General features: G+C 65.9%; 21 protein-coding genes. 10 read left to right on the top strand and 11 right to left on the bottom strand.

All coding sequences use genetic code 11. From position 1 onward, the window contains the following. Window positions 1-12 precede the first annotated feature (12 nt). Genes cobS through KQ910_RS11050 form a run of 3 tightly spaced genes read left to right on the top strand, consistent with a single transcriptional unit; the run spans window position 13 to window position 3,968 of the window. Entirely contained in the window at window positions 13-1,017 is a 1,005-nt protein-coding gene (cobS, locus tag KQ910_RS11060) for a cobaltochelatase subunit CobS (RefSeq protein ID WP_216959576.1), read from the top strand. Between the two features lie 21 nt (window positions 1,018-1,038). Beyond that, window positions 1,039-2,955, top strand: coding sequence for a cobaltochelatase subunit CobT (gene cobT / locus KQ910_RS11055; protein ID WP_216959573.1), 1,917 nt, complete (start codon window positions 1,039-1,041; stop codon window positions 2,953-2,955). Window positions 2,956-2,972: 17 nt separating this feature from the next. Further along, entirely contained in the window at window positions 2,973-3,968 is a 996-nt protein-coding gene (locus KQ910_RS11050; protein ID WP_216959570.1) for an esterase-like activity of phytase family protein, read from the top strand. Between the two features lie 139 nt (window positions 3,969-4,107). Here the strand turns inward: KQ910_RS11050 and rpmB are convergent, their stop codons facing one another. The 5 genes from rpmB to KQ910_RS11025 all read right to left on the bottom strand — a co-directional run bounded on the left by rpmB (window position 4,108) and on the right by KQ910_RS11025 (window position 8,952). Beyond that, entirely contained in the window at window positions 4,108-4,413 is a 306-nt protein-coding gene (gene rpmB / locus KQ910_RS11045; RefSeq protein WP_216959568.1) for a 50S ribosomal protein L28, read from the bottom strand. 73 nt (window positions 4,414-4,486) lie between these two features. Next, a complete protein-coding gene (locus tag KQ910_RS11040) occupies window positions 4,487-4,969 on the bottom strand; it encodes a YcgN family cysteine cluster protein (protein ID WP_216959566.1) in 483 nt (160 codons plus the stop codon). Continuing rightward, window positions 4,959-5,957, bottom strand: a complete 999-nt coding sequence (gene meaB, locus KQ910_RS11035; RefSeq protein ID WP_216959563.1) for a methylmalonyl Co-A mutase-associated GTPase MeaB — start codon at window positions 5,955-5,957, stop codon at window positions 4,959-4,961. Before meaB ends, KQ910_RS11040 begins: the two co-directional genes overlap by 11 nt. Before the next feature lie 15 nt (window positions 5,958-5,972). Beyond that, window positions 5,973-7,130 (bottom strand): MFS transporter, encoded by a 1,158-nt coding sequence (locus KQ910_RS11030; RefSeq protein ID WP_216959561.1) that lies wholly within the window; start codon window positions 7,128-7,130, stop codon window positions 5,973-5,975. Beyond that, window positions 7,117-8,952: an ABCB family ABC transporter ATP-binding protein/permease gene (locus KQ910_RS11025; RefSeq protein WP_229600382.1), complete on the bottom strand. Its 1,836-nt coding sequence runs from the start codon at window positions 8,950-8,952 to the stop codon at window positions 7,117-7,119. The genes KQ910_RS11030 and KQ910_RS11025 overlap by 14 nt, the downstream gene beginning before the upstream one ends. A 139-nt stretch (window positions 8,953-9,091) precedes the next feature. Here KQ910_RS11025 and KQ910_RS11020 point away from each other — a divergent pair, with 139 nt between their 5' ends. Beyond that, a complete protein-coding gene (locus KQ910_RS11020) occupies window positions 9,092-9,925 on the top strand; it encodes a DUF3108 domain-containing protein (protein WP_216959556.1) in 834 nt (277 codons plus the stop codon). Window positions 9,926-10,044: 119 nt separating this feature from the next. On the opposite strand, the gene scpA is transcribed toward KQ910_RS11020, so the two are convergent. Both scpA and KQ910_RS11010 read right to left on the bottom strand, forming a co-directional pair. Further along, window positions 10,045-12,201: a methylmalonyl-CoA mutase gene (scpA, locus tag KQ910_RS11015; RefSeq protein ID WP_216959553.1), complete on the bottom strand. Its 2,157-nt coding sequence runs from the start codon at window positions 12,199-12,201 to the stop codon at window positions 10,045-10,047. A 40-nt stretch (window positions 12,202-12,241) separates the two neighbouring features. Then, window positions 12,242-13,450: a polyhydroxyalkanoate depolymerase gene (locus KQ910_RS11010; protein WP_216963773.1), complete on the bottom strand. Its 1,209-nt coding sequence runs from the start codon at window positions 13,448-13,450 to the stop codon at window positions 12,242-12,244. Window positions 13,451-13,531: 81 nt separating this feature from the next. On the opposite strand from KQ910_RS11010, the gene KQ910_RS11005 reads away from it, so the two are divergent. Beyond that, entirely contained in the window at window positions 13,532-14,188 is a 657-nt protein-coding gene (locus KQ910_RS11005; protein ID WP_216959551.1) for a glutathione S-transferase family protein, read from the top strand. A gap of 172 nt (window positions 14,189-14,360) precedes the next feature. On the opposite strand, the gene KQ910_RS11000 is transcribed toward KQ910_RS11005, so the two are convergent. Beyond that, window positions 14,361-14,900 (bottom strand): DUF3833 family protein, encoded by a 540-nt coding sequence (locus KQ910_RS11000; RefSeq protein ID WP_216959548.1) that lies wholly within the window; start codon window positions 14,898-14,900, stop codon window positions 14,361-14,363. A gap of 93 nt (window positions 14,901-14,993) precedes the next feature. Between KQ910_RS11000 and lipP1 the strand changes: the two genes are divergently transcribed. Then, window positions 14,994-15,941 carry a LipP1 family hormone-sensitive lipase gene (gene lipP1 / locus KQ910_RS10995; protein WP_216959545.1) on the top strand — a complete coding sequence of 316 codons (948 nt, stop codon included), beginning with the start codon at window positions 14,994-14,996 and terminating at the stop codon, window positions 15,939-15,941. Window positions 15,942-16,194: 253 nt separating this feature from the next. On the opposite strand, the gene KQ910_RS10990 is transcribed toward lipP1, so the two are convergent. After that, the gene (locus KQ910_RS10990) at window positions 16,195-18,015 is read right to left on the bottom strand and encodes an adenylate/guanylate cyclase domain-containing protein (protein WP_216959542.1); all 1,821 of its coding nucleotides are present in this window, start codon (window positions 18,013-18,015) and stop codon (window positions 16,195-16,197) included. Between the two features lie 293 nt (window positions 18,016-18,308). Here KQ910_RS10990 and KQ910_RS10985 point away from each other — a divergent pair, with 293 nt between their 5' ends. Beyond that, window positions 18,309-19,307: a hypothetical protein gene (locus tag KQ910_RS10985; protein WP_216959539.1), complete on the top strand. Its 999-nt coding sequence runs from the start codon at window positions 18,309-18,311 to the stop codon at window positions 19,305-19,307. Then, on the top strand, window positions 19,270-20,760 hold the full coding sequence (locus KQ910_RS10980) for a hypothetical protein (protein ID WP_216959536.1): 1,491 nt from the start codon (window positions 19,270-19,272) through the stop codon (window positions 20,758-20,760). Before KQ910_RS10985 ends, KQ910_RS10980 begins: the two co-directional genes overlap by 38 nt. Before the next feature lie 32 nt (window positions 20,761-20,792). Here KQ910_RS10980 and KQ910_RS10975 read toward each other — a convergent pair whose 3' ends face one another. Continuing rightward, complete coding sequence (locus KQ910_RS10975) at window positions 20,793-21,353, bottom strand: hypothetical protein (RefSeq protein ID WP_216959533.1); 561 nt, start codon at window positions 21,351-21,353, stop codon at window positions 20,793-20,795. A 110-nt stretch (window positions 21,354-21,463) separates the two neighbouring features. Here KQ910_RS10975 and KQ910_RS10970 point away from each other — a divergent pair, with 110 nt between their 5' ends. Continuing rightward, a complete protein-coding gene (locus tag KQ910_RS10970) occupies window positions 21,464-22,342 on the top strand; it encodes an amidohydrolase family protein (RefSeq protein ID WP_216959532.1) in 879 nt (292 codons plus the stop codon). A gap of 216 nt (window positions 22,343-22,558) precedes the next feature. On the opposite strand, the gene KQ910_RS10965 is transcribed toward KQ910_RS10970, so the two are convergent. Next, complete coding sequence (locus tag KQ910_RS10965; RefSeq protein WP_216959530.1) at window positions 22,559-23,374, bottom strand: class II glutamine amidotransferase; 816 nt, start codon at window positions 23,372-23,374, stop codon at window positions 22,559-22,561. 121 nt (window positions 23,375-23,495) lie between these two features. Here KQ910_RS10965 and KQ910_RS10960 point away from each other — a divergent pair, with 121 nt between their 5' ends. Continuing rightward, complete coding sequence (locus tag KQ910_RS10960) at window positions 23,496-24,299, top strand: maleate cis-trans isomerase family protein (RefSeq protein ID WP_216959528.1); 804 nt, start codon at window positions 23,496-23,498, stop codon at window positions 24,297-24,299. Window positions 24,300-24,480: the final 181 nt, after the last annotated feature.

Here is a 24,480-nt window from a genome sequence, read left to right as displayed (position 1 = left end):
GGAATTCGTGTGATGGCCTCTACGACGACCGCGGCCCGCCAGAATGTTTCGGGCATGCCGGATATCAAGGTTTCTGCGCGCCAGGTTTTCGGCATCGACAGCGACATGGAAGTCCCGGCTTTCAGTGCCCCGACCGAGCACGTGCCCGAGGTCGACGACGCCTACCTGTTCGATGGCGACACGACGATGGCGATCCTCGCCGGCTTCGCCCACAACCGGCGCGTCATGGTCCAGGGCTATCACGGCACCGGCAAGTCGACCCACATCGAGCAGGTCGCGGCCCGCCTCAACTGGCCCTGCCTGCGCGTCAACCTCGACAGCCACATCTCGCGTATCGACCTGATCGGCAAGGATGCGATCGTGCTGCGCGACGGCAAGCAGGTCACCGAATTCCGCGAAGGCATCCTGCCGTGGGCGCTGCAGAACCCGACGGCCCTGGTGTTCGACGAATACGACGCCGGCCGCGCCGACGTGATGTTCGTGATCCAGCGCGTGCTCGAGGTCGACGGCAAGCTGACCCTGCTCGACCAGAACAAGGTCATCCATCCGCATCCGGCGTTCCGCTTGTTCTCGACCGCCAACACGGTCGGCCTCGGCGACACGACGGGCCTCTATCACGGCACGCAGCAGATCAACCAGGGCCAGATGGACCGCTGGTCGATCGTGACGACACTGAACTACCTGCCGCACGAGCAGGAAGTGAACATCGTCGCCGCCAAGACGCCGCACTACAACAGCGACGAGGGCCGCAAGACCATCGCCGCCATGGTGGCTCTGGCTGATCTCACCCGCGCAGGCTTCATCGCCGGCGACATCTCGACCGTCATGTCACCGCGTACGGTGATCACCTGGGCCGAGAATGCGCGCATCTTCGGGGGCGACGTGGGCTTTGCCTTCCGTCTCACCTTCCTGAACAAGTGCGACGAGGTCGAGCGCAGCACGCTCGCCGAATACTATCAGCGCTGCTTCGGCAAGGAATTGCCGGCGTCCAGCGGCAAGGGCGGCAAGACGCACTAAGCAGTAAGCAGCGAGGGCCTCATGGCCAAGGACTCCACTCCCCTCGAGGAGTTTCGTCGCGTCACCGCCACCACGATGCGGGCGGTGTCGCGCAAGGAAGTGAACGTCGCCTTCGTACCCGACGGCGGTTCGCTGCTGGGCCAGGAAGCCCGCATCACCGTGCCGGCGCGCGATCTGCCGGTCGAGGATGTGAGCCGCGTCCGCGGCGAGGCCGACTCGATGGCGCTGAAGCTGCGCCACCACGACCGCAAGACCCACCTGCGCCGGGTCCCGCGCGGCGAGGCGGCGCGCGCGATCTTCGAGGCAGTGGAACAGGTCCGCGTCGAGGCGCTGGGTGCCCGCAAGATGGTGGGCGTCGCCGACAATCTCTCCGCCTTGTGGCGGCAACGCTCCGACCAGCGCGGCCATGCCCGCATCAAGACCAAGGAAGACGCGCCGATCGCCGACGTGGTCGGCCTGATCGCACGCGAACAGCTCCTGGGTGCCGCCCCGCCGGACTCGGCCAAGGCGATGGTCGACCTGTGGCGCTCCGACATCGAGAGCGCGGCCGGCCGCGACTTCCAGAAGCTGCGCGATGCGCTGACCAACCAGGAAGCCTTCGCCCGTGCCGCCCGCCAGCTCATTCGAGACCTCAAGCTCGGCGACGAATCGGCCGACCTGCAGGACGACGACAACGAGGATTCGCAGGACCAGGAGAACGCCGACGGTCAGTCGAACGAGACGGGCGACGACCAGAGCGATTCCAGCGAGACCCAGGGCTACGGCGCCCAGGGCGAGGAAACCGAGGACGCTTCCGAGCAGGAAGACGCGTCGGAGACCGCTGCCGACCAGGCCCAGACCGAGATGCAGATGGGCTCGGGCGACGAAGAGGAGCCGGGCCGCGCCGAGCGGCCGTGGCTGCCGCCGGGCGCCCTGTCCAACGAGCCGGCCGGCCAGCAGTATCACGCCTATTCCAACAAGTTCGACGAGATCGTCGAGGCCGATGCGCTGTGCGATGCCGAGGAACTCGGACGCCTCCGCAACCACCTCGACCAGCAACTCGCCCACCTCCAGGGCGTGATCGGCAAGCTCGCCAATCGCCTGCAGCGCCGCCTGATGGCGCAGCAGAACCGCGCCTGGGAGTTCGATCTCGACGAAGGCATCCTCGATGCCGCGCGCCTCACGCGCGTCGTCACCAACCCGATGCACGCGTTGTCGTTCAAGACCGAGCGCGACACCAACTTCCGCGACACCGTCGTGTCGCTGCTGATCGACAATTCGGGCTCGATGCGCGGCCGGCCCATCACGGTGGCGGCGATGAGCGCCGACATTCTCGCCCGCACGCTCGAGCGCTGCGGCGTGAAGGTCGAGATCCTGGGCTTCACGACACGCGCCTGGAAGGGCGGCCAGAGCCGCGAGCAGTGGCTCGCCGCCGGCAAGCCGGGAAATCCCGGCCGCCTGAACGACCTGCGCCACATCGTCTACAAGCCGGCCGACGCACCGTGGCGCCGCGCCCGCAAAAACCTCGGCCTCATGCTGCGCGAGGGCATCCTCAAGGAGAACATCGACGGCGAGGCGCTCCTGTGGGCGCACAGCCGCCTGCTGCCGCGCCCCGAAGAGCGCAAGATCATGATGGTGATCTCCGACGGCGCGCCGGTCGACGACAGCACGCTGTCGGTCAATCCCGGCAACTACCTCGAGCGGCACCTGCGCGACGTCATCGACTGGATCGAGACGCGCTCGCCGGTCGAACTGGTCGCCATCGGCATCGGCCACGACGTCACGCGCTACTATCGCCGCGCCGTCACCATCGTCGACGCCGACCAGCTGGGCGGCACGATGATGGAGCAGCTCGCCTCGCTGTTCGACGACGACGACAAGAAGGATGCCCGTACGGCCAAGGGCGCACGCAAGGGCGCCGGCAAGGTCGGCACGAAGTCCGGCAAGCGCGCCGCCTAGTCGCGCGCTTTTCTCCGGTGGCGAACCGCTTCCTTCTCTCGCTCTGCCTGCTCGTCGCGGCCTGCTCCGGCATCTCGCCGCCGCCGGCCGGCGCGCAGGAACAGCCCGTCACCATCGACAGCTCGGCGCTCACGCTCAAGATCGATGAGCCGAAGGCAACGCGCGTCGGCAAGCTGGTCTGGCGCGGCGGCCTGGAGATGCGCGCGAACTCGCGCAGTTTCGGCGGCCTTTCCGATCTGCACGTCACGCCGGACAACCGTACGCTGACGTCGATTTCCGACGAGGGCGCCTGGCTGGTGGCCACGCCGCGCTTCGACGAAAAGGGCATGCTCGTGGGGCTGGCAGATGCCCGCATGGGCCAGCTGCGCGGCCTCGACGGCAAGCCGATCGACAGCAAGCCTGAGGCCGATGCCGAGGCGATGGCACGCCTGCCCGATGGATCGTGGCTGGTGGCCTTCGAGCGACGCCATCGGCTGTGGCGCTACTCCACACTCACCGCGACGCCTCTGCCGGTCGAGGGGCCTGCCGATATCGGCCGCCAGCCTGGAAACGGCGGCATCGAGGCGTTAGCCGCCCTGGCGGATGGCACCGTCATCGCCATCAGCGAGGAATACAGCCGTCAGGCCGGCACGGTGGTCGGCTGGATCGGCAAGCCCGAGACTGCCGGCCGCTACGCCTGGAGCGCCTTCAGCTACGCGACGGTTCCCGACTACAAGCCGACCGCGCTGGCGGTGCTGCCGGACGGATCCTACGCCACGCTGGAGCGCGCCTTCGACATGGTGCGGGGCGTGCGCGTGCGCGTGATGCGGTTCGACGCCGCCCAGCTCACGCCCGGCGCGACGGTACGGCCGGAGGAGATGGCGCATCTCTCGTCGCCTTATGCGGTCGACAATCTGGAAGGGTTGGCAGCGACACGTGGCGCCAAAGGCGAGACGCTGCTCTGGCTGATGTCGGACGACAATTTCAATCCGCTTCAGCGCAATATTCTGATGCTGTTTGAAGTAGCGCCGTAACGCTCTCCTCCCCATTCAAATGGGGAGGTGTCGGCGTCTTACGCCGACGGAGGGGTCATGAAGGGGCCGTTCGTTCTTCGACGCTCTCGGACATTGCAGGCAATGTCCTGTCGCTCATGGGGCTGAGCTTCGCTCAGCCCTAAGCAGCTGCCTTCGCGTCCTTCTTGCCCTTGGCCGACACGACGCGGCGCTTCAGCACCTTCATCTCGGGCGAGAGCTTGCTGTCGTTCGTGTCGAGCAGATAGGCGTCGATGCCGCCATTGTGCTCGATGGTCTTGATGCCGCGCGGGGTCAGGCGCAGGCGGACCGCATGGCCCAGCGCGTCGGACAGGACCGAAGCGACCTGCAGGTTCGACATGAACCGGCGCTTCGTCTTGTTGTTCGCGTGGCTCACATTGTTGCCGTACTGGACGGACTTGCCCGAGAGGGCGCAACGACGGGGCATGAAAATATCCGCTAAAAAACGATCCCGCCGGAGGGCGGGAAGGCCGGCTTTTTACGGGCCTGACGGGTGCCCGTCAAGCAAACCAATCCACGACTCTTTCGCTGATATCCTCGACCTGATCCTCGGGGATGACCCGCCCCCGGGCCGAGATTCCCGCTTCGTGCACGGTGTTTGGATCGCCTGAGATCAGGGGATGCCACCAATAGAGATCCTGCTTGAGGTGGACCAGGCGGTACCCACAAGTCCTTGGGAGCCAGTCCATTTTGGCCACCACCGCTGGGGTGAGCTGGATGCAATCCGGCACGATCTTCTTGCGATTCTTGTAGTCCCGGCAGAGCGCGGTCTTGGGGTCCAGCAGCCGGCAGCAGGTGTCGGTCTGGGCAAGTTCCCCCGTCCCTTCGTATTCCAGCTTGTTGACGCAGCACATGCCGCAGCCGTCGCAGAGGGATTCCCATTCCTGCTTGGTCATCTGCGCCAGGGTCTTGCGTTTCCAGAAGGGCTCCTTCTGGGCCTCGGCGGCACGACGCGCGCGCCTCAGGAAGGATTTAGCGGCCATGGAAGGCTTGTAGCATGGTTCGGGCCGCGGCAGCCGGGGTGGTCCGGCCGGCCTCGACCTCGCGCTCCAGGCCGCCAACCAGCCGGCGCACGTCGGGATGCTTGCGGAGTTCCGAGAGAAGGGTCTCCCCGACCTCGTTCCACATCCAGGCGCGCGCCTGCTCGGCGCGGCGCTTCTGGATGCCCTTCTCGCCCACCGCCCCGTTGAAGCGCTCGACGACGCTCCAGATCTCGGTCACACCCTCGCCCGTCTGGGCCGAACTGGTGGTGACTTCCGGCGTCCAGCCCGCCGTCGGCGAGCGCAGCATGCGCAGCGCGTGCTGGTAGTCCGCGGCGGACCGCTTTGCCGTCGCCTTGAGGTCTCCGTCGGCCTTGTTGACCACGATCAGGTCGGCCAATTCGATCACGCCGCGCTTGATGCCCTGCAGATCGTCGCCGCCTGCCGGAAGCAGCAGTACGATGAACATGTCGACCATGTCGGAAACCGCCGTCTCGGACTGGCCCACGCCCACCGTCTCGACGATCACCGTGTCGAAGCCCGCCGCTTCGACCAGGAGCATCGTCTCGCGGGTGCGCCGTGCAACACCGCCCAGGGTGACGCCGGCCGGCGAGGGCCGGATAAAGGCCTCACGGCGGCGCGACAGCTCCTCCATGCGCGTCTTGTCGCCCAGGATCGAACCGCCGCCCCGCTTGGACGAGGGATCGATCGCCAGCACGGCCAGCGACCGGCCACGTTCCAGCAGCGAGAGTCCGAAACGCTCGATCAGCGTCGACTTGCCGACGCCAGGCACGCCGGTGATGCCGAGGCGCACCGACCGGCCGGTATGCGGCAGCACCGCCGCTAGCAGGGAATCCGCGCGCATCCGGTGATCGCTGCGCGTCGATTCGATCAGGGTGATGGCCTGAGCCAGCGCCCGCCGGTCACCCTTCAAAAGGGGCTCGAGAAGCGGATCGGCCGACGTGCCGGAAATCGCTGCGGACGCACTCATCGGTGGCCAGACTTATCAGCCGCGGCGGCGCATTGCCAGCAACGCTCCCACCGTCGCGACCACATAGAAGAAGCCCAGCGTCCAGCCGAGGCCGGGCTCGCCGAACGCATCCATCGCCGCGCCGGTAAGCGGCCGGCCGACCAGCCCGCCCAGGACGTAGATCAGGCTGAAGGCCGTGTTCGCGCGGGCAATGTCGCCGCCGCTGAAGCGCTGCCCCAGCAACGCCAGACCCACCGGATAGATCGCAAACGAGATGCCGCCCCACAGCATGATCACGCCGACGATCGCGAGCGACTGCGCCGGCACGAAGGTGAGGCCGATCACCAGCGCGGCGCTGATGAGCGCACAGCCCGCCAGCACGGCACGGCGATCCCAATGGTCGGCCAGCCAGCCGATCGGCCACTGCAGAGCCACGTTGCCGACGACGAAGGCCGAGAGCCACAGCGCCCCGGTCTCCGGCGCCACGCCGGCGCTGACCGCATAGACCGGCAGGAAGCTGAAGGCGACCTGCTCGCCGAGGCCCCCCGCGAAGGCGGCAAGCATGGCGAGCGGGGCCGCCAGGAAGATCGTGCCATAGCCGCCATCGGCATGATGCCGGATCGCCGGCGCCCGGTATCGGTAGGGCAGCAGCGGCAGGGCGACCAGCAGGGCGAGCCCGGCGCAGGTCAGGAAAGGTGCCGGCCCGTAGACGCCGACGACCTGCAGCACGAAGGGCCCCAGCGCCATGCCGCCCGCGAACATCGCGGCATAGATCGCCATGACCCGGCCGCGCCGCTTCTCCTCGACGACGAGATTCATCCAGATCTCGCTCACCACCCACGGTACGCCGCCGACCGCGCCGTGCACGAGAGTGAGCGCGAACCATGCGGCCGGCCCCGTGGTCAGCGTATAGCCGACCGTGCATAGGGAGCCTGCCATGACGGCGCCCAGGATGAGCGGCACGGCGCCGAAGCGGGCAGCCAACCGCGGGATGTACGGCCCGGTCATGAGCATGCCGATCGCCCACGCCGCGGAGATGATGCCGATGGTGAGCTTGTCCTCGCCCTGTCGCTCCAGAGCGAGCGGCACCAAAGGCATCGCGGCGCCCGATTGCAGGCCGATCGCCGCGCAGGCGATGAAGACAGGAACGAGGGAACGCCAGGAGCCGGTGGCGGCCGGACTAGTCGCCGACACGCAGATGCCCCTCGCCGCGGAAGGACGGCGGCTCCTCGACGTGACGCTCGGCCTCGGCCGCGGCCTCCTGCTGGCGCCGCCACATGTCGGAATACAGGCCGTTGCCGGCCAGCAGCTCGGCGTGGCGGCCGCGCTCGGCGACGCGACCGCGATCGAGGACGACGATCTCGTCGGCATTGATGATGGTCGACAGACGGTGCGCGATGATCACCGTGGTGCGACCGCGGCTGACCTCCTCCAGCGACCGCTGGATCTCCTGCTCGGTGCGGGTGTCGAGCGCGCTGGTGGCCTCGTCGAACAGCAGAATCCGCGGGTTCTTCAGGATGGTGCGGGCGATCGCCACGCGCTGCTTCTCGCCCCCCGAGAGCTTGAGGCCGCGCTCGCCCACGGGGCTGTCGTAGCCCTGCGGCAGCGCCATGATGAAGTCGTGGATGCGGGCCAGGCGCGCGGCCTCCTCGACCTCTTCGCGGCTGGCGCCCGGCCGGCCGTACGCGATGTTGTAGTAGATCGTGTCGTTGAACAGCACCGTGTCCTGCGGCACGACGCCGATCGCGGCGCGCAGGCTGGCCTGCTGGACGTCGCGGATGTCCTGCCCGTCGATCCGGACATGGCCCGAGGCCACATCGTAGAAGCGGAAGAGGATGCGCGAGATGGTCGACTTGCCGGCGCCGCTCGAGCCCACGATGGCCACGGTCTCGCCCGGCGCCACCCGGAAACTCACGTCGTGCAGGATCGGCCGCGCCTTCTCGTAGTGGAAGTCGACATGGTCGAACACGATCTCGCCGCCGCTGACGGCGAGCGGCGGCGCGCCCGGCTTGTCGGCGATCTCGGCCTGCACCCGCAGCAGGCCGAACATCTTCTCCATGTTGACCAGCGCGTTGCGGATCTCGCGATAGGCGAAGCCCAGCATGTTGAGCGGCATGTAGAGCTGGATCAGGAAGGCGTTGACCGCCACGAAGTCGCCGATCGTCATCGTGCCGGCGACAACACCCTGACCCGCCATTGCCATGACCGCGACGAGGCCGACCGAGATGATCGCCCCCTGCCCGATGTTGAGCACCGACAGCGTGCGGCTGGAGCGGATGGCCGCGGTCTCGTAGCGCCGGCGGCCGACATCGTAGCGCCGCGCCTCGTGTGGCTCGTTGCCGAAATACTTCACCGTCTCGAAGTTCAGCAGGCTGTCGATCGCCTTGGCATTCGCCTCGGTGTCGGCCTCGTTCATGTAGCGCACGAACTTGATGCGCCATTCCGAGAAGACGATCGAGAAGACGATGTAGACGCCGACCACGACCAGCGTCACGACGGAGAAGCGCCAGTCGTAGAGGCTCCACAGGATGCCGCCGACCAGCATGATCTCGAACAGGGTCGGCAGGATGTTGAAGGTCGTGAAGCGGATCAGGAAGTCCATGCCCTGCGTGCCGCGCTCGATGACGCGACTGATGCCGCCCGTCTGCCGCTCGAGATGGAACCGCAGCGACAGTGCATGGAGATGCCCGAACACTTCGAGCGCCAGGTTGCGGATCGCCCGCTGGGCCACCGGGGCGAAAATGGCGTCGCGAATTTCGCCGAAGGCCTGAGCCAGCACGCGGGCAGCCCCGTAGGCGACGATCAGGGCGATCGGCACCGCGACTGCCTGCGCCGCGGGCGTTCCCAGCGCATCGACGGCGTCCTTGTAGAGAAGCGGGACGTAGACGTTGGTGACCTTGGCGACGACCAGCAGGACCAGGGCCACCATCACCCGCGCGCGCAGGCCCGGTTCACCCTTTGGCCACAAATGGCGGCCCAGGATCGCGATGACCCCCCAGGTTCGCGGGGTGTCCATAGGGGGAGCGCCGTCCGTGACGGTTTTCGACATGAACGAAAAATGCCTTATTGAGCCACCATGTTGGGTGGCGAAGGGAGCGTCGGCCTTCTATCGTGCCGGACAGGCCGAAGTAAGCCCCTCCGAGAAAGGGACTCGCATGAGATTTTGCAAGGCCTTGGCGGCGTTTGCCTTGAGCGTGGCGGCTCCTGCCGTGGCGACGGCCCAGGGCGCGGCATCTGACGCGCGCCAGGTCGACATCGCCTACGAGATCACCTTCGCGGGTCTCTCGGGCTTCCGCATCGATGTGACCGCGAAGTTCAACGGCTCGACCTACGACGTCGAAAGCCGGACCTTCAAGGAAGGCATCCTGAGGGCCGTCACCATGAACTATGAAGGCCGCAACCGTGCCTGGGGCGGCTTCTCGACACAAGGCGCGCGGCCTTCAGCCGGATCGCTGTCGATCATCGTCGGCGACAAGCCCCGCACCTGGGTGGCGCAGTATAGTGGCGGCACGATTCAGGAGACGCACACACCTGCCTACAAGCCCTCGCCGAAGAACGCCATCACCGACGAGCAGCGCCGCGGCTCGCTCGATCCGATGTCGGCGGCCCTCAGCGTCGGCCTGGCCGGTGACACCGCCTGCGACCGCACGGTGCAAAGCAACGACGGCAAGCGTCGCATCGACATCCTGGTCAGGAAGATCGGCACCGAGCCCGCCGCAACGGCCGGCATTCCGGGCGCGCAAGGCGATGTACTGGTGTGCGAGATCTTCACCAAGCGCATCGCCGGCGAGTTCGACGAAGCCCCAAAGGAAGCCGAGACCGAACGCGAGCGTCCGATGCGCATATGGCTCGCGCGCATGGACCAGAGCCAGATGCGCTATCCCGCCAAGCTCGAAGCCCAGACCGGCTTCGGCACGATCCGCGGCCGCATCCTGTCCTTCCGCGAACGCCCGCTGACGCCGGAAGAAAGCCAGGCGATGCGGAAGTAGAACGAAGAAACGAAGGATCCCTCGCTACGCTCGGGATGACACCGTTTTCTGCATCGGCGCACTGCGCCTTCCCGAGAAATGGTGTCATCCCGAGCGTAGCGAGGGATCCTTAAGTCAGCTCAGGCGGCGCGCTTCTGGTCGCGCTGGCGCAGGATTGACAGGATTTCGGCGGCGGCGGCCGGGATGTTGGTGCCCGGACCGTAGATCGCGGCGACGCCCGCCTTCTTCAGGAAGTCGTAGTCCTGGGCGGGGATGACGCCACCCACCACGACCATGATCTCCGAGCCGTTCTGCTTGGCCAGCTCCTCGATGAGCTGCGGAACCAGCGTCTTGTGGCCCGCGGCCTGGCTGGAAATGCCGATGACGTGCACGTCGTTCTCGATGGCGGCGCGGGCGGCTTCCTCGGGCGTCTGGAACAGCGGGCCGATATCGACGTCGAAGCCGAGATCGGCGAAGGCCGTGGCGATCACCTTGGCGCCGCGATCGTGGCCGTCCTGGCCCATCTTCACGACCATGAGACGGGGCCGGCGGCCCTCCTCCTCGGCGAAGGCTGCGATGTCGGTGCGGATGCGCTCGAGCCCGGCATCGCCCTCCCATTCGCTGGCATAGACGCCGGCGATCGATCGGATGGTCGCCTGGTAGCGGCCGTAGACGCCTTCCAGCGCCGACGAGATCTCGCCGACGGTGGCGCGGGCGCGCGTCGCTTCGATCGACAGGCCGAGCAGGTTGCCGGTCCCGGTGCGAGCGGCCTCGCCCAGCGCCTTCAGCGCTTCGACGCACTTGGCCTCGTCGCGGGTCGCGCGGATCTTGCTGAGACGATTGAGCTGCGCCTCGCGCACGACGTCGTTGTCGATGTCGAGGATGTCGATCGGCGGCTCTTCCTTGAGCTGGAACTTGTTGACGCCGACCACGATCTCCTCGCCGCGATCGATGCGGGCCTGGCGGCGCGCCGAGGCTTCCTCGATGCGCATCTTGGGCATGCCGGCCTCGACGGCCTTGGTCATGCCGCCCAGCGCCTCGACCTCCTGGATCAGCTTGCGCGCCTCGGCGACCAGGCTCGCGGTCAGCGATTCGACGTAGTAGCTGCCGGCCAACGGATCGACGACCTTGGTGACGCCGGTCTCGTGCTGGAGGATGAGCTGGGTGTTGCGCGCGATGCGGGCCGAGGTCGGCGTCGGCAGCGCGATCGCCTCGTCGAACGAGTTGGTGTGCAGCGACTGGGTGCCGCCCAGAACCGCCGCCATCGCCTCGTAGGCGGTGCGGATCACGTTGTTGTACGGGTCCTTCTCGGTGAGCGAGACACCCGAGGTCTGGCAGTGCGTGCGCAGCGACAGCGAATCGGCCTTCTTGGGCTCGAACGGCTTGATCAGCTCGGCCCACAGGAAACGCGCCGCGCGCAGCTTGGCCGCTTCCATGAAGAAGTTCATGCCGATGCAGAAGAAGAACGAGAGGCGCGGCGCGAAGGCGTCGATGTCGAGGCCCTTGGCCTTGGCGGCGCGGACATATTCGAGTCCGTCGGCCAGCGTGAAGGCCAGTTCCTGAACGAGCGTCGAGCCCGCCTCCTGCATGTGATAGCCGGAGATCGAGATCGAGTTGAACTTGGGCATGTAGAGCGCCGTGTGCTCGATGATGTCGGCCACGATGCGCATGGAGGGTCCGGGCGGATAGATATAGGTGTTCCGGACCATGAACTCCTTGAGGATGTCGTTCTGGATCGTGCCCGCGAGCTTGTCCTGCGGCACGCCCTGCTCCTCGGCCGCCACGATGTAGCCCGCGAGCACCGGCAGCACGGCGCCGTTCATCGTCATCGACACGCTCATCTTGTCGAGCGGGATGCCGTCGAACAGGATCTTCATGTCCTCGACGGAGTCGATCGCCACGCCCGCCTTGCCGACATCGCCCACGACGCGCGGATGATCGGAATCGTAGCCGCGATGGGTGGCGAGATCGAAGGCCACCGACAGGCCCATCTGGCCGGCCGCGAGATTGGCGCGATAGAACTTGTTGCTCTCTTCCGCCGTCGAGAAGCCGGCATACTGGCGGACCGTCCAGGGACGCCCCGTGTACATCGTGGCCTTCGGCCCGCGGGTGAAGGGCGGGAAGCCGGGCAGCGAGCCCACCGTCTCGATCTGCTCGAGATCCGCGGCCGTGTAGATCGGCTTCACGGCGATGCCCTCGGGGGTCATCCAGGTGAGGTCATCGATCGGGCGCTCGCGCAGTTCCTTCGCTGCGAGTTTTTCCCAGTCGGCTAGGGTCTTCTTCGGAAAATCGGCCATGCCCCCAATGTACTGCGGATTTCGGGCCAGAAAAGACCCGCTATTCGTTGGCCAAAATCGTGTTCCGGACCAGGGGGTAGATCTGGCCGGCCCAGCGGCGGCCGCTGAACACGCCGTAATGGCCGACGCCGGCCTGCATATAGTGCTTCTTGCGATAGGGCCGCAGGCTGGAACAGAGGTCGTGGGCGGCCACGGTCTGGCCCAGGGCGCAGATATCGTCGCGCTCGCCCTCGATGGTGAACAGGGCGGTGCGGCGGATCGCCTTGGGATTGACCCGCCTGCCCTTGTATTCGAGTTCACCCTTGGGCAGCCGGTGCTCCTGAAACACCCACTGGACGGTTTCGAGATAAAACTCGGCCGCCATGTCGAGCACGGCGAAATACTCGTCGTAGAAGGTCTTGATGGTGTTGGCCTGCTCGGTCTCGCCCTTGGCGAGGTGCTTGTAGAGGTCGACCTGCGCCTTCATGTGGCGGTCGGCGTTCATGCTCATGAAGGCGGTGAGCTGGATGAAGCCCGGATAGACGCGGCGCGTGGCGCCGGGATAGCGCAGCGGCACACGGTGGATCAGGTTCTGCTCGAACCAGCTGATGGGCTTGCCCATGGCCAGCTCGTTGACCTTGGTCGGGCTGATGCGCGTGTCGATGGGGCCGGCCATCAGCGTCATGCTGCGCGGCTGGGCCGGATTGTCGTCCTCGGCCATGATCGCCACCGCCGCCAGCGTCTGTACGCAGGGCTGGCAGACCGCGATGACATGGGCGCCGGGGCCCATCACCTCGAGGAACTCGATCAGGTGCTCGACATATTCGTCGAAGCCGAAGCGGCCGTTCCAGACGCCGACGTCGCGGGCATTGGCCCAGTCGGTGATGTGGACGTCATGGTCGGGCAGCAGGACCCGCACGGTATCGCGCAGAAGCGTCGCGAAATGCCCCGACAGAGGCGCGACCAGCAGGACCTTGGGCTGCGGCGGAACGCCCACCTTGGCGAAGCGCAGCAGGGTGCCGAACGGGGTGGCGAAGACCTCTTCCTCGCGCACCGCCACCATCTGGTTGCCGTACTTCACTTCGGAAATGCCGAAATCGGGGCGCCGGTGGGTCAGCTGGGCGCGGGTCGTCATCTCGCAGAGCGCGCTGGCCGCCCGCCAGCTGTCGAGGCTCGCGCTGCCGCCCCCAAGGGTCTGCCCCGCGGCCGTCGCCCACAGACGGACCGGAAGCATCATGTCGGCGGCGGTCTGGTACATCGCGTAAAGCATGTGGGCGAACCGGCTCGGAAATTGCATCCTCGAGGGCACCTGAGACACAGACAGTCCCACCAATCGGGAGGGGTGGAGTCCATGGCCGAGGCCTCGCTCACCATCAGTAGCAAGAACTATTCCTCTTGGTCGCTCCGCGGCTTCCTTTTGTGCCGGATAGCCGGTCTCGATTTCGAGGAGCGGATTGCATCCTGGGACGATCCGGCCACGCGGGCCGAACTGCTCCTCCTGTCGCCCTCCTTTCTGGTGCCCTGCCTCGAACATGGGCAGGTCAAGGTCTGGGACACGCTCGCCATCGGGGAGTATCTGCACGAGATCAAGCCCGGCGCCGGCCTACTGCCGACCGACCAGGCAGCGCGCGCCCATTGCCGGGCGGTCTGCGGCGAGATGCATTCGGGCTTCGCCAACCTGCGCTCGGCGCTGCCGATGAACCTCAAGGTGCGCCACGAGAGCTTCAAGGTCTGGGGCGGCGCGCAGGCCGACATCGAGCGCGTGGCCACGATCTGGCGCGAGTGCCTGCAGAAATATGGCGGGCCCTACCTGTTCGGCGCGGCACCGACCATGGCCGACGCGATGTACGCACCGGTCTGCACGCGCTTCGCCACCTACAACGTGAAGCTCGACGAGGCCTCGGCCGGCTATCGCGACCTGATGCTGCGCTTCCCCGCCGTGATGGAATGGACGGCGGCGGCCAAGGCCGAGCCCGAGGAAGTCGAGGAACTCGACGTCGAGTTTTAGGGCGCCGCCCGGAACGCCCGACAACACTCACGCCCTCATCCTGAGGAGGCCCGAAGGGCCGTCTCGAAGGATGGGCAACGGGCGTGGTGTGTGTAGCCCATCCTTCGAGACGCGCCGCTCCGCGGCGCTCCTCAGGATGAGGTAAGTGCGGGTACCTTAAGGTGAATGGGGATCAGCTCCCCGGGGCGCGGCGCAGCTCCAGTTCGACGCGGCCGACGCGGATGCCCCACTTGCCGACGGTGGCCTTGTTGATCAGCGAGCCGTCGGGATTGAGGGCGAGCACGTCGGAGAAGTCGACGGTCCAGCCGCCGAGCGACACCGAATATTCCAGCCGCACCACCTTGCCCTCGGTCCAGGCCCGCGCCTGGCCGACCACGTCCTCGCGCATCCCGGTGTAGGTGCCCGGCGCGGTACGCTCCAGCTTCCAGGTCTTGCGGTCCTTCTCGCCGTCGGCGTAGGCGAAATCCTCGACCAGGGTCAGCGTCCTGCCGTCCCACGCGCCTTCGATGACGACGTCGAAGCGGCGCTGCGAGCCGGTCCAGCTGTTGGTGAAGACGCCCTGGCCGACAGTGCGGCCGGGGAAGAACTGTTCGAACACCAGCGGCGGCGTCGAGGCGGTGGCGACGGGCGCTTCCGGCGGGGAGGCGCAGGCGCCGACCAGGACGGCGAGAAGAGCGAGCGGGGAAAGCCGACGCGGCAGGGTGGATGTCATGCCGGTTGTACGCCGCGAAGCCCCCCGCCGGATCACCCCTTGTCGCCTCACGCCCTCCCGCGCAATGTCCGCCCAACGAACCGGAGGAGATGAATGCTCGACGCCGAAGCCCGCATGCTGCTCGATCTGATGGACGCCGCCACCAAGTCCGGCCGGCCGAAGCTCGAGACCCTGCCGCACGCGGTCGGCCGCGCGGCGGTCGACAAGATGTCGGAGGACAGCGAGGCCGATCCGCCCGAGGTCGCCCAGGTGATCGACGGCGCGATGCCGGGACCGCGCGGCGACATCCGTTATCGCCGTTATCAACCGCTGGGCGTGACCGGCGGCACGCTGCCGACGCTGATCTACTATCACGGCGGCGGCTTCGTGATCGGCAATATCGAGACGCACGATTCGACCTGCCGGCGGCTCGCCAACAGGAGCCGCTGCCAGGTGATCTCGATCGACTATCGCCTGTCGCCCGAGCATCCGTTCCCCGCGCCGATCGACGACGGGATCGCGGCCTTCCGGCACATCCGCGACGAGGCCGACGCCTTCGGCGCCGACGCCGCGCGGCTCGCGGTCGGCGGCGATTCGGCGGGCGGCGCGATGGCCGCCGTCGTGTGCCAGGCGATGCGCGACGCGCAGGAAGCGGGCCCCGCCTTCCAGATGCTGATCTATCCGGCGACCGACTCCAGCAAGGAGAGCGCCTCGCGCAAATCCTGCGCCGAGGGATACTTCCTGACGAAGGGCCTGATGGACTGGTTCTGGAAGGCCTATGTGCCGGCCGGCACCGACCTGGCCGACCTGCGCCTCTCGCCGCTGCTGGCCAGGGACTTCACCGGCCTGCCGCCCGCCTTCGTGCTGACCGCCGGCTACGACCCGCTGCGCGACGAGGGCCGCGCCTATGCCGACCGGCTGATCGACGCCGGCGTGAAGACCACCTACGTCAACTATCCCGGCACCATCCACGGCTTCTTCTCGCTCACGCGGTTCCTCAAGCAGGGGCTGAAAGCCAACGACGAGGCCGCCGCGGTGATGGGGGCGTTCTTCGGGACGTGAGGGCCGTGCGAAGCCCCCTCACCCAGCCTCTCCCCCTAGCGGGGGAGAGGAGCCTGAAAACGCACGCTCAAACTCATGTTCCTCTCCCCCGCTAGGGGGAGAGGAGCCTGAAAACGTACGCTCAAACTCATGTTCCTCGCCCCCGCTAGGGGGAGAGGAGCCCGAAAGCGCACGCTCAAACTCATGTTCCTCGCCCCCGCTAGGGGGAGAGGAGCCCGAAAGCGCACGCTCAAACTCATGTTCCTCGCCCCCGCTAGGGGGAGAGGTTAGGTGAGGGGGTTACAGGGGGTGCCAGCCGGACGAACCCCACCGGCCGGTCGAAGCCCTTCAGCGCGACCTCTTCCTCGCGCTTGGACACATCGGCGATGACGCCCTGCACCGCGGGGTCGTCGGCCACGGCACGACTGAGCACCACGTCGCCGCCCTCGCTCTGGCCCTGCAGGCGGGCGGCCATGTTCACGGTCGAGCCGAAATAGTCGAGCCGGTCGTTCAGGGTCACCACCACACTGGGGCCCATATGGACGCCGAGCTTCAGTGAAAGATCCTGGTCGGCGATGCGGGCCTGCATGGAAAGCGCGGCACGCACCGCGTCAGCGGGATCGCCGAACGAGGCCATGACCGCGTCGCCGATGGTCTTCACCACCGCGCCGTCGTGGTCGCGCACGATGGCGGCCAGCAGCGCGAAATGCTCGCGCACGACATTGTAGGCCGCGCCGTCGCCCATCCGCTCGTAGAGCGCCGTCGAGCCGCGCAGGTCGGAGAAGAGCAGCGCCACCTGGCTCACCCCCGCCTCGTCGCCCGGCCGCAGGGTCGCGGCGGCAAAGAGATCGCGGAAGGCCTGTAGCGAGATCACCTCCGGCACGGTGAGCGCGTCGCGCGTCCAGGTCCGGTCCTCGATCAGCGCCGCCAGCTCGAAGCCCGCCTCGTTCACGAACTCGATGGTTCCCGCCTCGCCCCCCACTCCTTGTGAGCCCGCCGGCAAAGCCTCGACGCCCGACGCCGTCATCCTCAGGCCGGGGAACGGCCCGCCTTCGTGCTCGACCTCGACCGTCCCGCCGGGATGGAGCGTGCGCAGCCGGTAGCGGCCCGGCGGCAGATCGACCGCCACCCGCCGCCGCTCGCCCGGCGCCAGCAGCAGCTGGACCGCGACATGCGGCGTCGCCATCGGGCCGGAGAGGCAGAACCCGCCCTCCATCAGCGGCCGCACCGCCGGCGCGGGCGCGAAGGAGAGCTCGACGTTCTTCTCGAAGTCGCGGTCGTAGTCGATGTTGCAGGAGGGACAGTGCGCCCCGCGCGGCAGCTCGGAGAGCGCCGAAGCGCTGAGCTTGGGCCCGCGGCAGTTGGTGCAGAGCAGGTCCCAGCTCATGGTCAAAAGCCCCGCCCGCACCGCCGCGAGGCAGCCCTCGATGGCGGCGCGCGGAGCCACGCCGACCTGGCGCGCCAGCCGCTTGGGCTTGAGATGGGCGAGGTCGCTCGCCATGCCGCCCAGCACCGTGCCGGTCAGCACGCGGCCCAGCCCGTTGCCGTAGGGGCTGCGGTCGATCTCCACCGCCATCGCCGCCGCGCGCTCGAAGGCGCCGTCGGGCAGCGCCGGCTTCGGCAGCTCGAACGGCGTCTCGCGTTCGCCCCGGGCGAACGCGACGGCCTCCACGACCCGCTTGCCCACGGCGGTGCCGGCCTGCTCGGCCAGCCGCCGGCCGAACAGGCGGCCCATCAGGGTGAGCGGCTCCCATTCGAGCGCGTAGGACACGACCGAGCCGCCCTTGCCGTCGGACGAGAGATCGAACACCGGCCCGAAGCGGCGGAACGGCCCCTTGGAGAAGATCCGCGACACGTTGAAATGGCGGCCCAGGATCCACTCGTAGGGCTTCTCCTCCCATTCGAGCGTGAACCCCGCCGCCTTGCCCCGGCCACGGCGCAGCACCGTGCCGTTGGGCTGCGGCGTCTCCTCCAGCGCATAGGGCGGCAGGCCCATGGCCTCGTTGAACCGGTTGGTGTCGGCCAGCACCGGCCACAGCTCGGCGGGCGGCAGATCGAAGGTCCAGCTCCAGGTGCGGCGCGAGAGAGGCGGCATGGGGGTGGTACTGTAGCACGCGGGCGGACGGATCAGGCGCGGGGGATCACGGGTGGGTGAGGTTGGATGCCTGCGCGACACATCTGCGATGATGCGATTCTATCGGATCAAACAAGCGACGCCTGATTTTGCGAAACACATCGAGGATCGTGGGAAACACTCGCCCACAACATGCAACCCGTGATACATACTCTTGGCTTGTCGTCTATTGGTAGGACACCAAGTCTTATTGTCGGGCAACTTACCGGCTATTCATTCTTGGGAAAGAGGTTCGATTCCTCTCGAGCTAAAGCATGTACACAATCGACAAAACACGCCCATATCGTGATTTTCGAGATCAGGTCGGCAACACCACCTCCTACATTAATGCAGCATACGTCGGCATGGAGTGGATTGCACTGGGTTCGGGTAAGCCACCCGGCTTGAAAATCGCTTGGAGCGTGCCGAAGAACCCCAGGCAAGAAATCGACCAAGCCCGTGGAGTAATTCACAGCGCAATGCTTACGCGCGTTACGGATGCATTGGACACCTACCTTGTCGCTCTTGCGAGCGAGACTTGGCTCACAATGCCGGACTCTACACGCGACGTCCTTCGTAAATCGGTCACTAAGCCCGGAGGTGTAGCTTATTCGATTGTCGAGCGAATCCTAGAACTTGGAATCAAGCTAAACGAAGATGGCCAACTCAGCCTTGCTTTAGCAGCCACGCTTGTTGCGTGGAGGAATCAGGTTGTCCACTCAGGTCGAGTGACAAATGACGAGTTAAGACTCGATAGAAATTTTGTAGAGAGTCTCTCGGAAAATGCCTCTCTGCTTTCATCACTTTATGGGGGGCTCGATCCCCTCCTTCTAATCAATCACCTCAGACGCAAAGATTTCCCGAAGCGGAAGGAGATCGTTTCGCTTGTGGCAGCAACTCAAAACTTAGTTCGAGAGATTGATTGGAGACTAATTCGGCGCACTATTCCGACTCAGATAGCCTTGGAGATCAGGGCAAAGCAAGCCATAGGCTCTACGCTTAGCGAAGAATCAGATAAAGCCTTAGTAATATTGTGGAATCGTAATTCTGAAGCTCGCCTGCGGAAACTCCACGATATTCTAAGGCGGAATGGCTTCAGCACTTCGTCGAGCGCTCACAAGCTCTACACGCCCAAGAGGGAGCAAGCTCTCCAGAGTGTTGGCATAGAGACAGAAGAACCGCCCGTTCATTCGCTGTCTCTAGACTTCCTAACTAAACTTGCATCACTGTCGTACGATGATGCTCAAGCAGAGCTTCAATGCATCGACGGATAGTGCCTTGGATCGCATCCTAGATTTGTCCGAAATGCTATCTGCTACGTCCGACATGAGAATGCTCGGAGATAATTTTCAACAAGCCTATCGAAGACGCCCCACCCGCGACGAGGGACGTTGGGTACTCAAAGAGACCAGTTCCGGCCTCCAACCCACCCCCCTTCTAATCTTAGGAAATGCCACACCTCTGATCGAAGAGCATTTTGGCACTATTGCTAGACGCATCACCTCCTTTCTAAGCAGTGAATTTAATCAAAATAGACCTCCGACGCCTGAACTGCATGGCTCAGAAGGCTATGGCTTGCTCACTGACCTTGAGCACATGCATTTGCACTCATTCTTTGCCGACCCAGAAAAGGAGCTAAATTCAATACTAGAAAAAGATCTCTTGCCATTCATGAAGAGCGAGCTAGGCGTGACGCATCTTTGCGTCATCAGGCCAAATCACACCACGCAACAAAGCAGATTATCATTCGTAAAGTTCTTCTGGGCCTGCCAAGCATTTGGATTAGATGCCGTCAAAGAAAAAATACTGGAGGATCGGACGCTCGATTCTATATTGCCTTCGCCGCAAGACATGATGGAGTGGATTGAAGTCTTTTTTACCTTCGCGCCGACACAAATCGCCCTCCCGATCAGGTTAGTTGGAGGGTACGTGGTATTTTTCAGTTCAAATCCATGGATATTCCCACGCGCCTCAGTCGCAGGGATGCTCGGTCATTTCACGTCCTCAATGCGTTTGATGACGTCCGATGAGAACACGATGATACAAGGCGTGCGATTTAGCGCCGGAGATCCTTCACGAATTTACGACTACGTAAGAATGAGCGTCGAGCACATAAATACGCTGTCCTGGTTTTCAACGAACCCATTTAACTTCTTGTCAGGCGAGCGGCTTGAAGGGCGAGAGCAGATACAGTTTGTGACGGCACTTCACTTGCTGATTAATGATATCCGATCAGCAAACTCCACATTGAATACTTATGCTCGCATGTCATTCTGCTTGTCTGCGATAGATAAGCTTTCGAATCTGATCGCATCCCGCCTCCGCGGGAAGGTCAGTGAGTCTGACATCTTCAAAGCATGTTTTTCTGTTCGTACAATCAAACGATTGCGTACTCTCGCTCGCAGTAGTCATTCCTCAAGCAATCCACTAGCCACAGAGGCGCTAGCACGTCAGTTGCGCCTGCTTCTAAAAGTTCAAAAGTCCATCAGGGACCAAGTGCGAGGAAAATCGAAGGAAGATGAGCGCCTAGACTGGCTCTGGAGTTATCGCAATCTTCGCCACGGCACTTTTTTGCGTCAGAATCAATTTGAACGTCTCTTCGTCGACGCTACCGGAACTATGCCGAGCCAACTAGCGCGCGGTTTAATGGCGCTGCTACTCTCGTTCGCCACATCTCCAGATGCATTCTTTAGAGTGTTTGAAATTGATAACGCTCCCTCTATCTAGTCGCTTAGCACGAAATATTAGCTTTCCCAGCCTCAAGGCAACGTCACCTTCACCAGCTTCCCGCCGCGCACGTCCACCCGCTTCATCATCGAGCCCCCTTCGACGCGGTCGCCCGGGCCGTCCCACTTCACGCTGGTCGTGACGTACCAGACGCCGTCGGGGACGCGCGGGAAGGAGAAGCTGCCGGAGGCGTCGCAGGTGGTGCGGCGCAGGGTCGAGACGTAGAGCGGGTCGTCGCCGCTCTCGAACTTCACCGGGGCCAGGCTGGCGGCGCGGGTGCCGCGCGTGTCGTTGCCGAAGATCGCCGTCATGCGGGCGCGGGCATAGGCGCTGTCGGGCAGGAGGTTGGCGGCCTGGCCGGTGCAGGTGTGGGTCGTGCCGCCCGCCTTCATGGTCGCGATGCCGCTCACCGTGTTGGTGCCGGCCTTGCGCGACCACTCGACCTCCGAGGCCTGGATGGGCTGCGACAGCGCGCTGGGCGGCGGCGGAGCGAAGGCCTGGTCGAACTGGCTGCAGCCGGCGAGGGCCACCGTGAGGCCGAGGCTGAGGCCGAGGCCGAGGCCACGGGCGAGGATCGAGGCGAAAGGCTTCATGGGAGGGGCTGTCTCCAGGCGCTTGAGGACGGATCGAGGGGCGAAAACGCTAGACGACAACGCCGGTTGCCGGCCTGTGTTCCTTTGGTGGTTCGGCTAGGCTCGGCGCCATGACCCAGCCCGCCTCCTTCGACGCCTTCCCCCTCCCCGCCGGCAGCGCCGACTGCCACGTCCATGTCTACGGTCCCTACGACCGCTTTCCCGCCGTCCACGGCGGCAAGTTCTCGCCGCTGCAGGCGACGCCGGTCGAGGCGCTGCTGGCGCTGTGGGACCGGATGGGCATCGCGCGCGGCGTGATCGTCCATGCGCTGGCGGCCGGCGGCGACAACGAGGTGACGCTCGACGCGCTGCGCCGCCATCGCGACCGGCTGCGCGGCGTGGCGATCCTGAAGCCCGAGGTGAGCGAGCGCCGGCTCGACGAGCTGAGCGAGGCAGGATTTCGGGGCGTGCGCATCAACCTGCTGCGCCAGGACGGCAAGCCGGTCTCCTCGGGCGGCATGAGCCTCGACGACCTTCTGGCGCTGGCGCCGCGCCTGCACGCGCGCGGCTGGCACGTCCAGCTCTGGGTCGAGACCGGCGATCTCAAGGAACTGGCGCCGACCCTGGAGAAGATGCCGTTCGACTTCGTGATCGACCATATGGGGCGCACCATGGCCGACAAGGGCGTCGACACGCCCGGCTTTCGCGATTTCTGCGAGAAGCTCAAGACCGGGCGCTACTGGTGCAAGCTCTCGGGCGCCGACCGCAACACGCGCCAGGGCGCCGGGCCGGGCGCCGCCTACGACGACACCGCGCCGTTCATGCAGGCGCTGGTCGCCGCCAATCCCGACCGGCTGGTCTGGGGCAGCGACTGGCCGCATGTCGGCCACGGCGCGGAGGCGATCCCGCAGGAGGAGGACCTGCTGCGGCACTTCTTCCGCTGCGTGCCGGACGAGGCGGTGCGCCGGAAGATCCTCGTCGACAATCCGAAGGCGCTTTACGGGTTCTGATCTCCTGGCTGGCGTTTTGCGATCAGGGCGGGACGCAACGGTCCTTCCCAAATGCTCCTCACCCTGAGGAGCGCTCCGCAGGAGCGCGTCTCGAAGGGTGGGAACGAGCACCACGCCTGCTGCCCATCCTTCGAGACGGCCCTTCGGGCCTCCTCAGGATGAGGTGGTGCGCGCTCCGCTCCAGGGCGGGGGTTACCCCGCCCGAGACGACGGGGACTATTGTAACGTCGTCGCCGCCAGTTCGCCGGCGGCCAGCACCACGATCTCGCCCTCGGCGAGCGGGCGCCAGGGGCCGGCGGTGACGGGGACGCTGGCGAGCAGCGACAGTTCCTGCGCGCCGTCGGCGGGATGGAGCGCCACGCCCGCTTCGGTCTCGTGGGCGGCGTGCGTGCCATGCTCGGCGCGATGCCTGTGGCGGAACCACAGGCCCGGCCCCATCGAGCCGTCGGCCCCGCGGCGGCGATGGCTGTGGCCGAACACGAACTCGCCGTCGCTGTAGAGGAAGTTGAAGGTGCCGAGCGGCCGCATTTCGGCGGCGAAGGCGGCGAGGGTTTCGAGCCGCAGCCCGAGCGGCGGGACGCGGCGGTGCCACAGCGGCGCGAGACGCTCCAGCAGCAGGCAGAAGGCGCTTTCCGAATCGGTCTGGCCCACCGGGTGGAAGCGATGCGCCGGCTCGGCGGCGCGCGTCACGACCTCCCTGAGATCGCCATTGTGCGCGAAGAGATTCGTGCGACCGCCCAGCTCGCGCACGAAGGGCTGCGTGTTGGCGAGGCTGTTGCCACCCTGCGTCGCGCGCCGGATGTGCGAGACGAGCTGGCGCGTCGGCAGGGTGCGGCGCTCGATGAAGTCGAGCCACGGGCTGTGGCTCGCGGGCTCCGGCTCCTTGTAGAGCCGCACCTCGTGGCCTTCATGGAACGCGACGCCCCAGCCGTCGACATTGCCCGTATCGGCCCCGCCGTGGCCCGCGAACCGGCGCAGCGAGAAGCTCGCGCGCATCGGCTTGCGGGCGGAGAGGCAGAAGAGTTCGCACATGAGGAAGGATCCTTCGCTACGCTCAGGATGACACCGTTTCCAGCATCAGCGCACTGCGCAAAATCCAACAATGGTGTCATCCTGAGCGTAGCGAAGGATCCTTACCGGAGAGGCGTGACACGTGACTCACCACGACAACTGGGGCTGGCGTGCCCGCATCGGGCTGTTCATCGTCGGCAGCGAGGCGGTGCCGGAGGCGGAATGGTGGGCCATGGCGCCGCCGGGCGTGTCGGTGCATGCCGCGCGGGTGACGGCGCCGACGCCGTGGGCGAAGTGGCGCGCGGACAGGAGCGGCGTCGATCTTTCAGACGACCTGGCGCGCGGCGCGAAGCAGTTCTCGACCATGAAGCTGCAGGCCGTCGTCTTCGCCCACACGTCGAGCAGCGTCGTGGGCGGCAAGGGCTGGGACGAGGCGACCGTCGATGCGCTGTCCGCGGTCGTGCGATCGGGCATCGCGGGCGACGCGGCGAAGGTCACGACCAACGGGCTCGACACGCTGGCGGCACTGCGTCACGCGGGCGTGAAGCGGCCGTTCCTGGTGGTGCCGCCGTGGTTCCCCGACGACACGGTGGGCGCCGCGCTGCGCTACTACGGCGATCACGGGATCACGCCCGTCGGACACCTGCGCCTCGATCCCGGCCGCAAATGGCGGGACGTGCCGCCGCAGGATCTCTACCCGCAGGGCATGGGCTTCGAGCAGGAGATCGAGCCGCTCTACGCGCAGATCCTGAAAGCCTGCCCCGCCGACGCCGACGGCGTGCTGATCGGCGGCACCGGCTTCCGCTGCGTCGGCATCCTGGAGACGCTGGAACGCGACCTCGGAAGACCGGTGATCAGCGCCAACCAGGCGAGCCTGTGGCACTGCCTGCGGATGTCGGGCATCCGGACGCCGATCGAGGGCTACGGCGCGCTGTTGCGATCGTAGCGTCGCTTCGCGCCTCCAAAACACCAACCTCATCCTGAGGAGGCAGCGCAGCAGCCGTCTCGAAGGATGGGCCACGGACATGGTGCTCGTGCCCATCCTTCGAGACGCGCCGCTTCGCGGCGCGTCTCGAAGGATGAGGTAAGTGCTTGCGGCTGCTCCTCAGGGTGAGGTGGTTGGTAAA

Source organism: Reyranella humidisoli, from assembly GCF_019039055.1.
GTDB classification, from domain to species: Bacteria; Pseudomonadota; Alphaproteobacteria; order Reyranellales; family Reyranellaceae; genus Reyranella; species Reyranella humidisoli.
This window is presented reverse-complemented; position numbering and strand designations above follow the sequence as displayed.

Bases quoted from the DNA above. Each gene is read 5' to 3' on its own strand.
- cobS (WP_216959576.1), top strand. From the start codon at position 13: ATGGCCTCTACGACGACCGCGGCCCGCCAGAATGTTTCGGGCATGCCG.
- cobT (WP_216959573.1), top strand. From the start codon at position 1,039: ATGGCCAAGGACTCCACTCCCCTCGAGGAGTTTCGTCGCGTCACCGCC.
- rpmB (WP_216959568.1), bottom strand. From the start codon at position 4,413: ATGCCCCGTCGTTGCGCCCTCTCGGGCAAGTCCGTCCAGTACGGCAAC.
- KQ910_RS11040 (WP_216959566.1), bottom strand. From the start codon at position 4,969: ATGGCCGCTAAATCCTTCCTGAGGCGCGCGCGTCGTGCCGCCGAGGCC.
- meaB (WP_216959563.1), bottom strand. From the start codon at position 5,957: ATGAGTGCGTCCGCAGCGATTTCCGGCACGTCGGCCGATCCGCTTCTC.
- KQ910_RS11025 (WP_229600382.1), bottom strand. From the start codon at position 8,952: ATGGACACCCCGCGAACCTGGGGGGTCATCGCGATCCTGGGCCGCCAT.
- KQ910_RS11020 (WP_216959556.1), top strand. From the start codon at position 9,092: ATGAGATTTTGCAAGGCCTTGGCGGCGTTTGCCTTGAGCGTGGCGGCT.
- scpA (WP_216959553.1), bottom strand. From the start codon at position 12,201: ATGGCCGATTTTCCGAAGAAGACCCTAGCCGACTGGGAAAAACTCGCA.
- KQ910_RS11010 (WP_216963773.1), bottom strand. From the start codon at position 13,450: ATGCTTTACGCGATGTACCAGACCGCCGCCGACATGATGCTTCCGGTC.
- KQ910_RS11005 (WP_216959551.1), top strand. From the start codon at position 13,532: ATGGCCGAGGCCTCGCTCACCATCAGTAGCAAGAACTATTCCTCTTGG.
- KQ910_RS11000 (WP_216959548.1), bottom strand. From the start codon at position 14,900: ATGACATCCACCCTGCCGCGTCGGCTTTCCCCGCTCGCTCTTCTCGCC.
- lipP1 (WP_216959545.1), top strand. From the start codon at position 14,994: ATGCTCGACGCCGAAGCCCGCATGCTGCTCGATCTGATGGACGCCGCC.
- KQ910_RS10990 (WP_216959542.1), bottom strand. From the start codon at position 18,015: ATGCCGCCTCTCTCGCGCCGCACCTGGAGCTGGACCTTCGATCTGCCG.
- KQ910_RS10985 (WP_216959539.1), top strand. From the start codon at position 18,309: ATGTACACAATCGACAAAACACGCCCATATCGTGATTTTCGAGATCAG.
- KQ910_RS10980 (WP_216959536.1), top strand. From the start codon at position 19,270: ATGATGCTCAAGCAGAGCTTCAATGCATCGACGGATAGTGCCTTGGAT.
- KQ910_RS10975 (WP_216959533.1), bottom strand. From the start codon at position 21,353: ATGAAGCCTTTCGCCTCGATCCTCGCCCGTGGCCTCGGCCTCGGCCTC.
- KQ910_RS10970 (WP_216959532.1), top strand. From the start codon at position 21,464: ATGACCCAGCCCGCCTCCTTCGACGCCTTCCCCCTCCCCGCCGGCAGC.
- KQ910_RS10965 (WP_216959530.1), bottom strand. From the start codon at position 23,374: ATGTGCGAACTCTTCTGCCTCTCCGCCCGCAAGCCGATGCGCGCGAGC.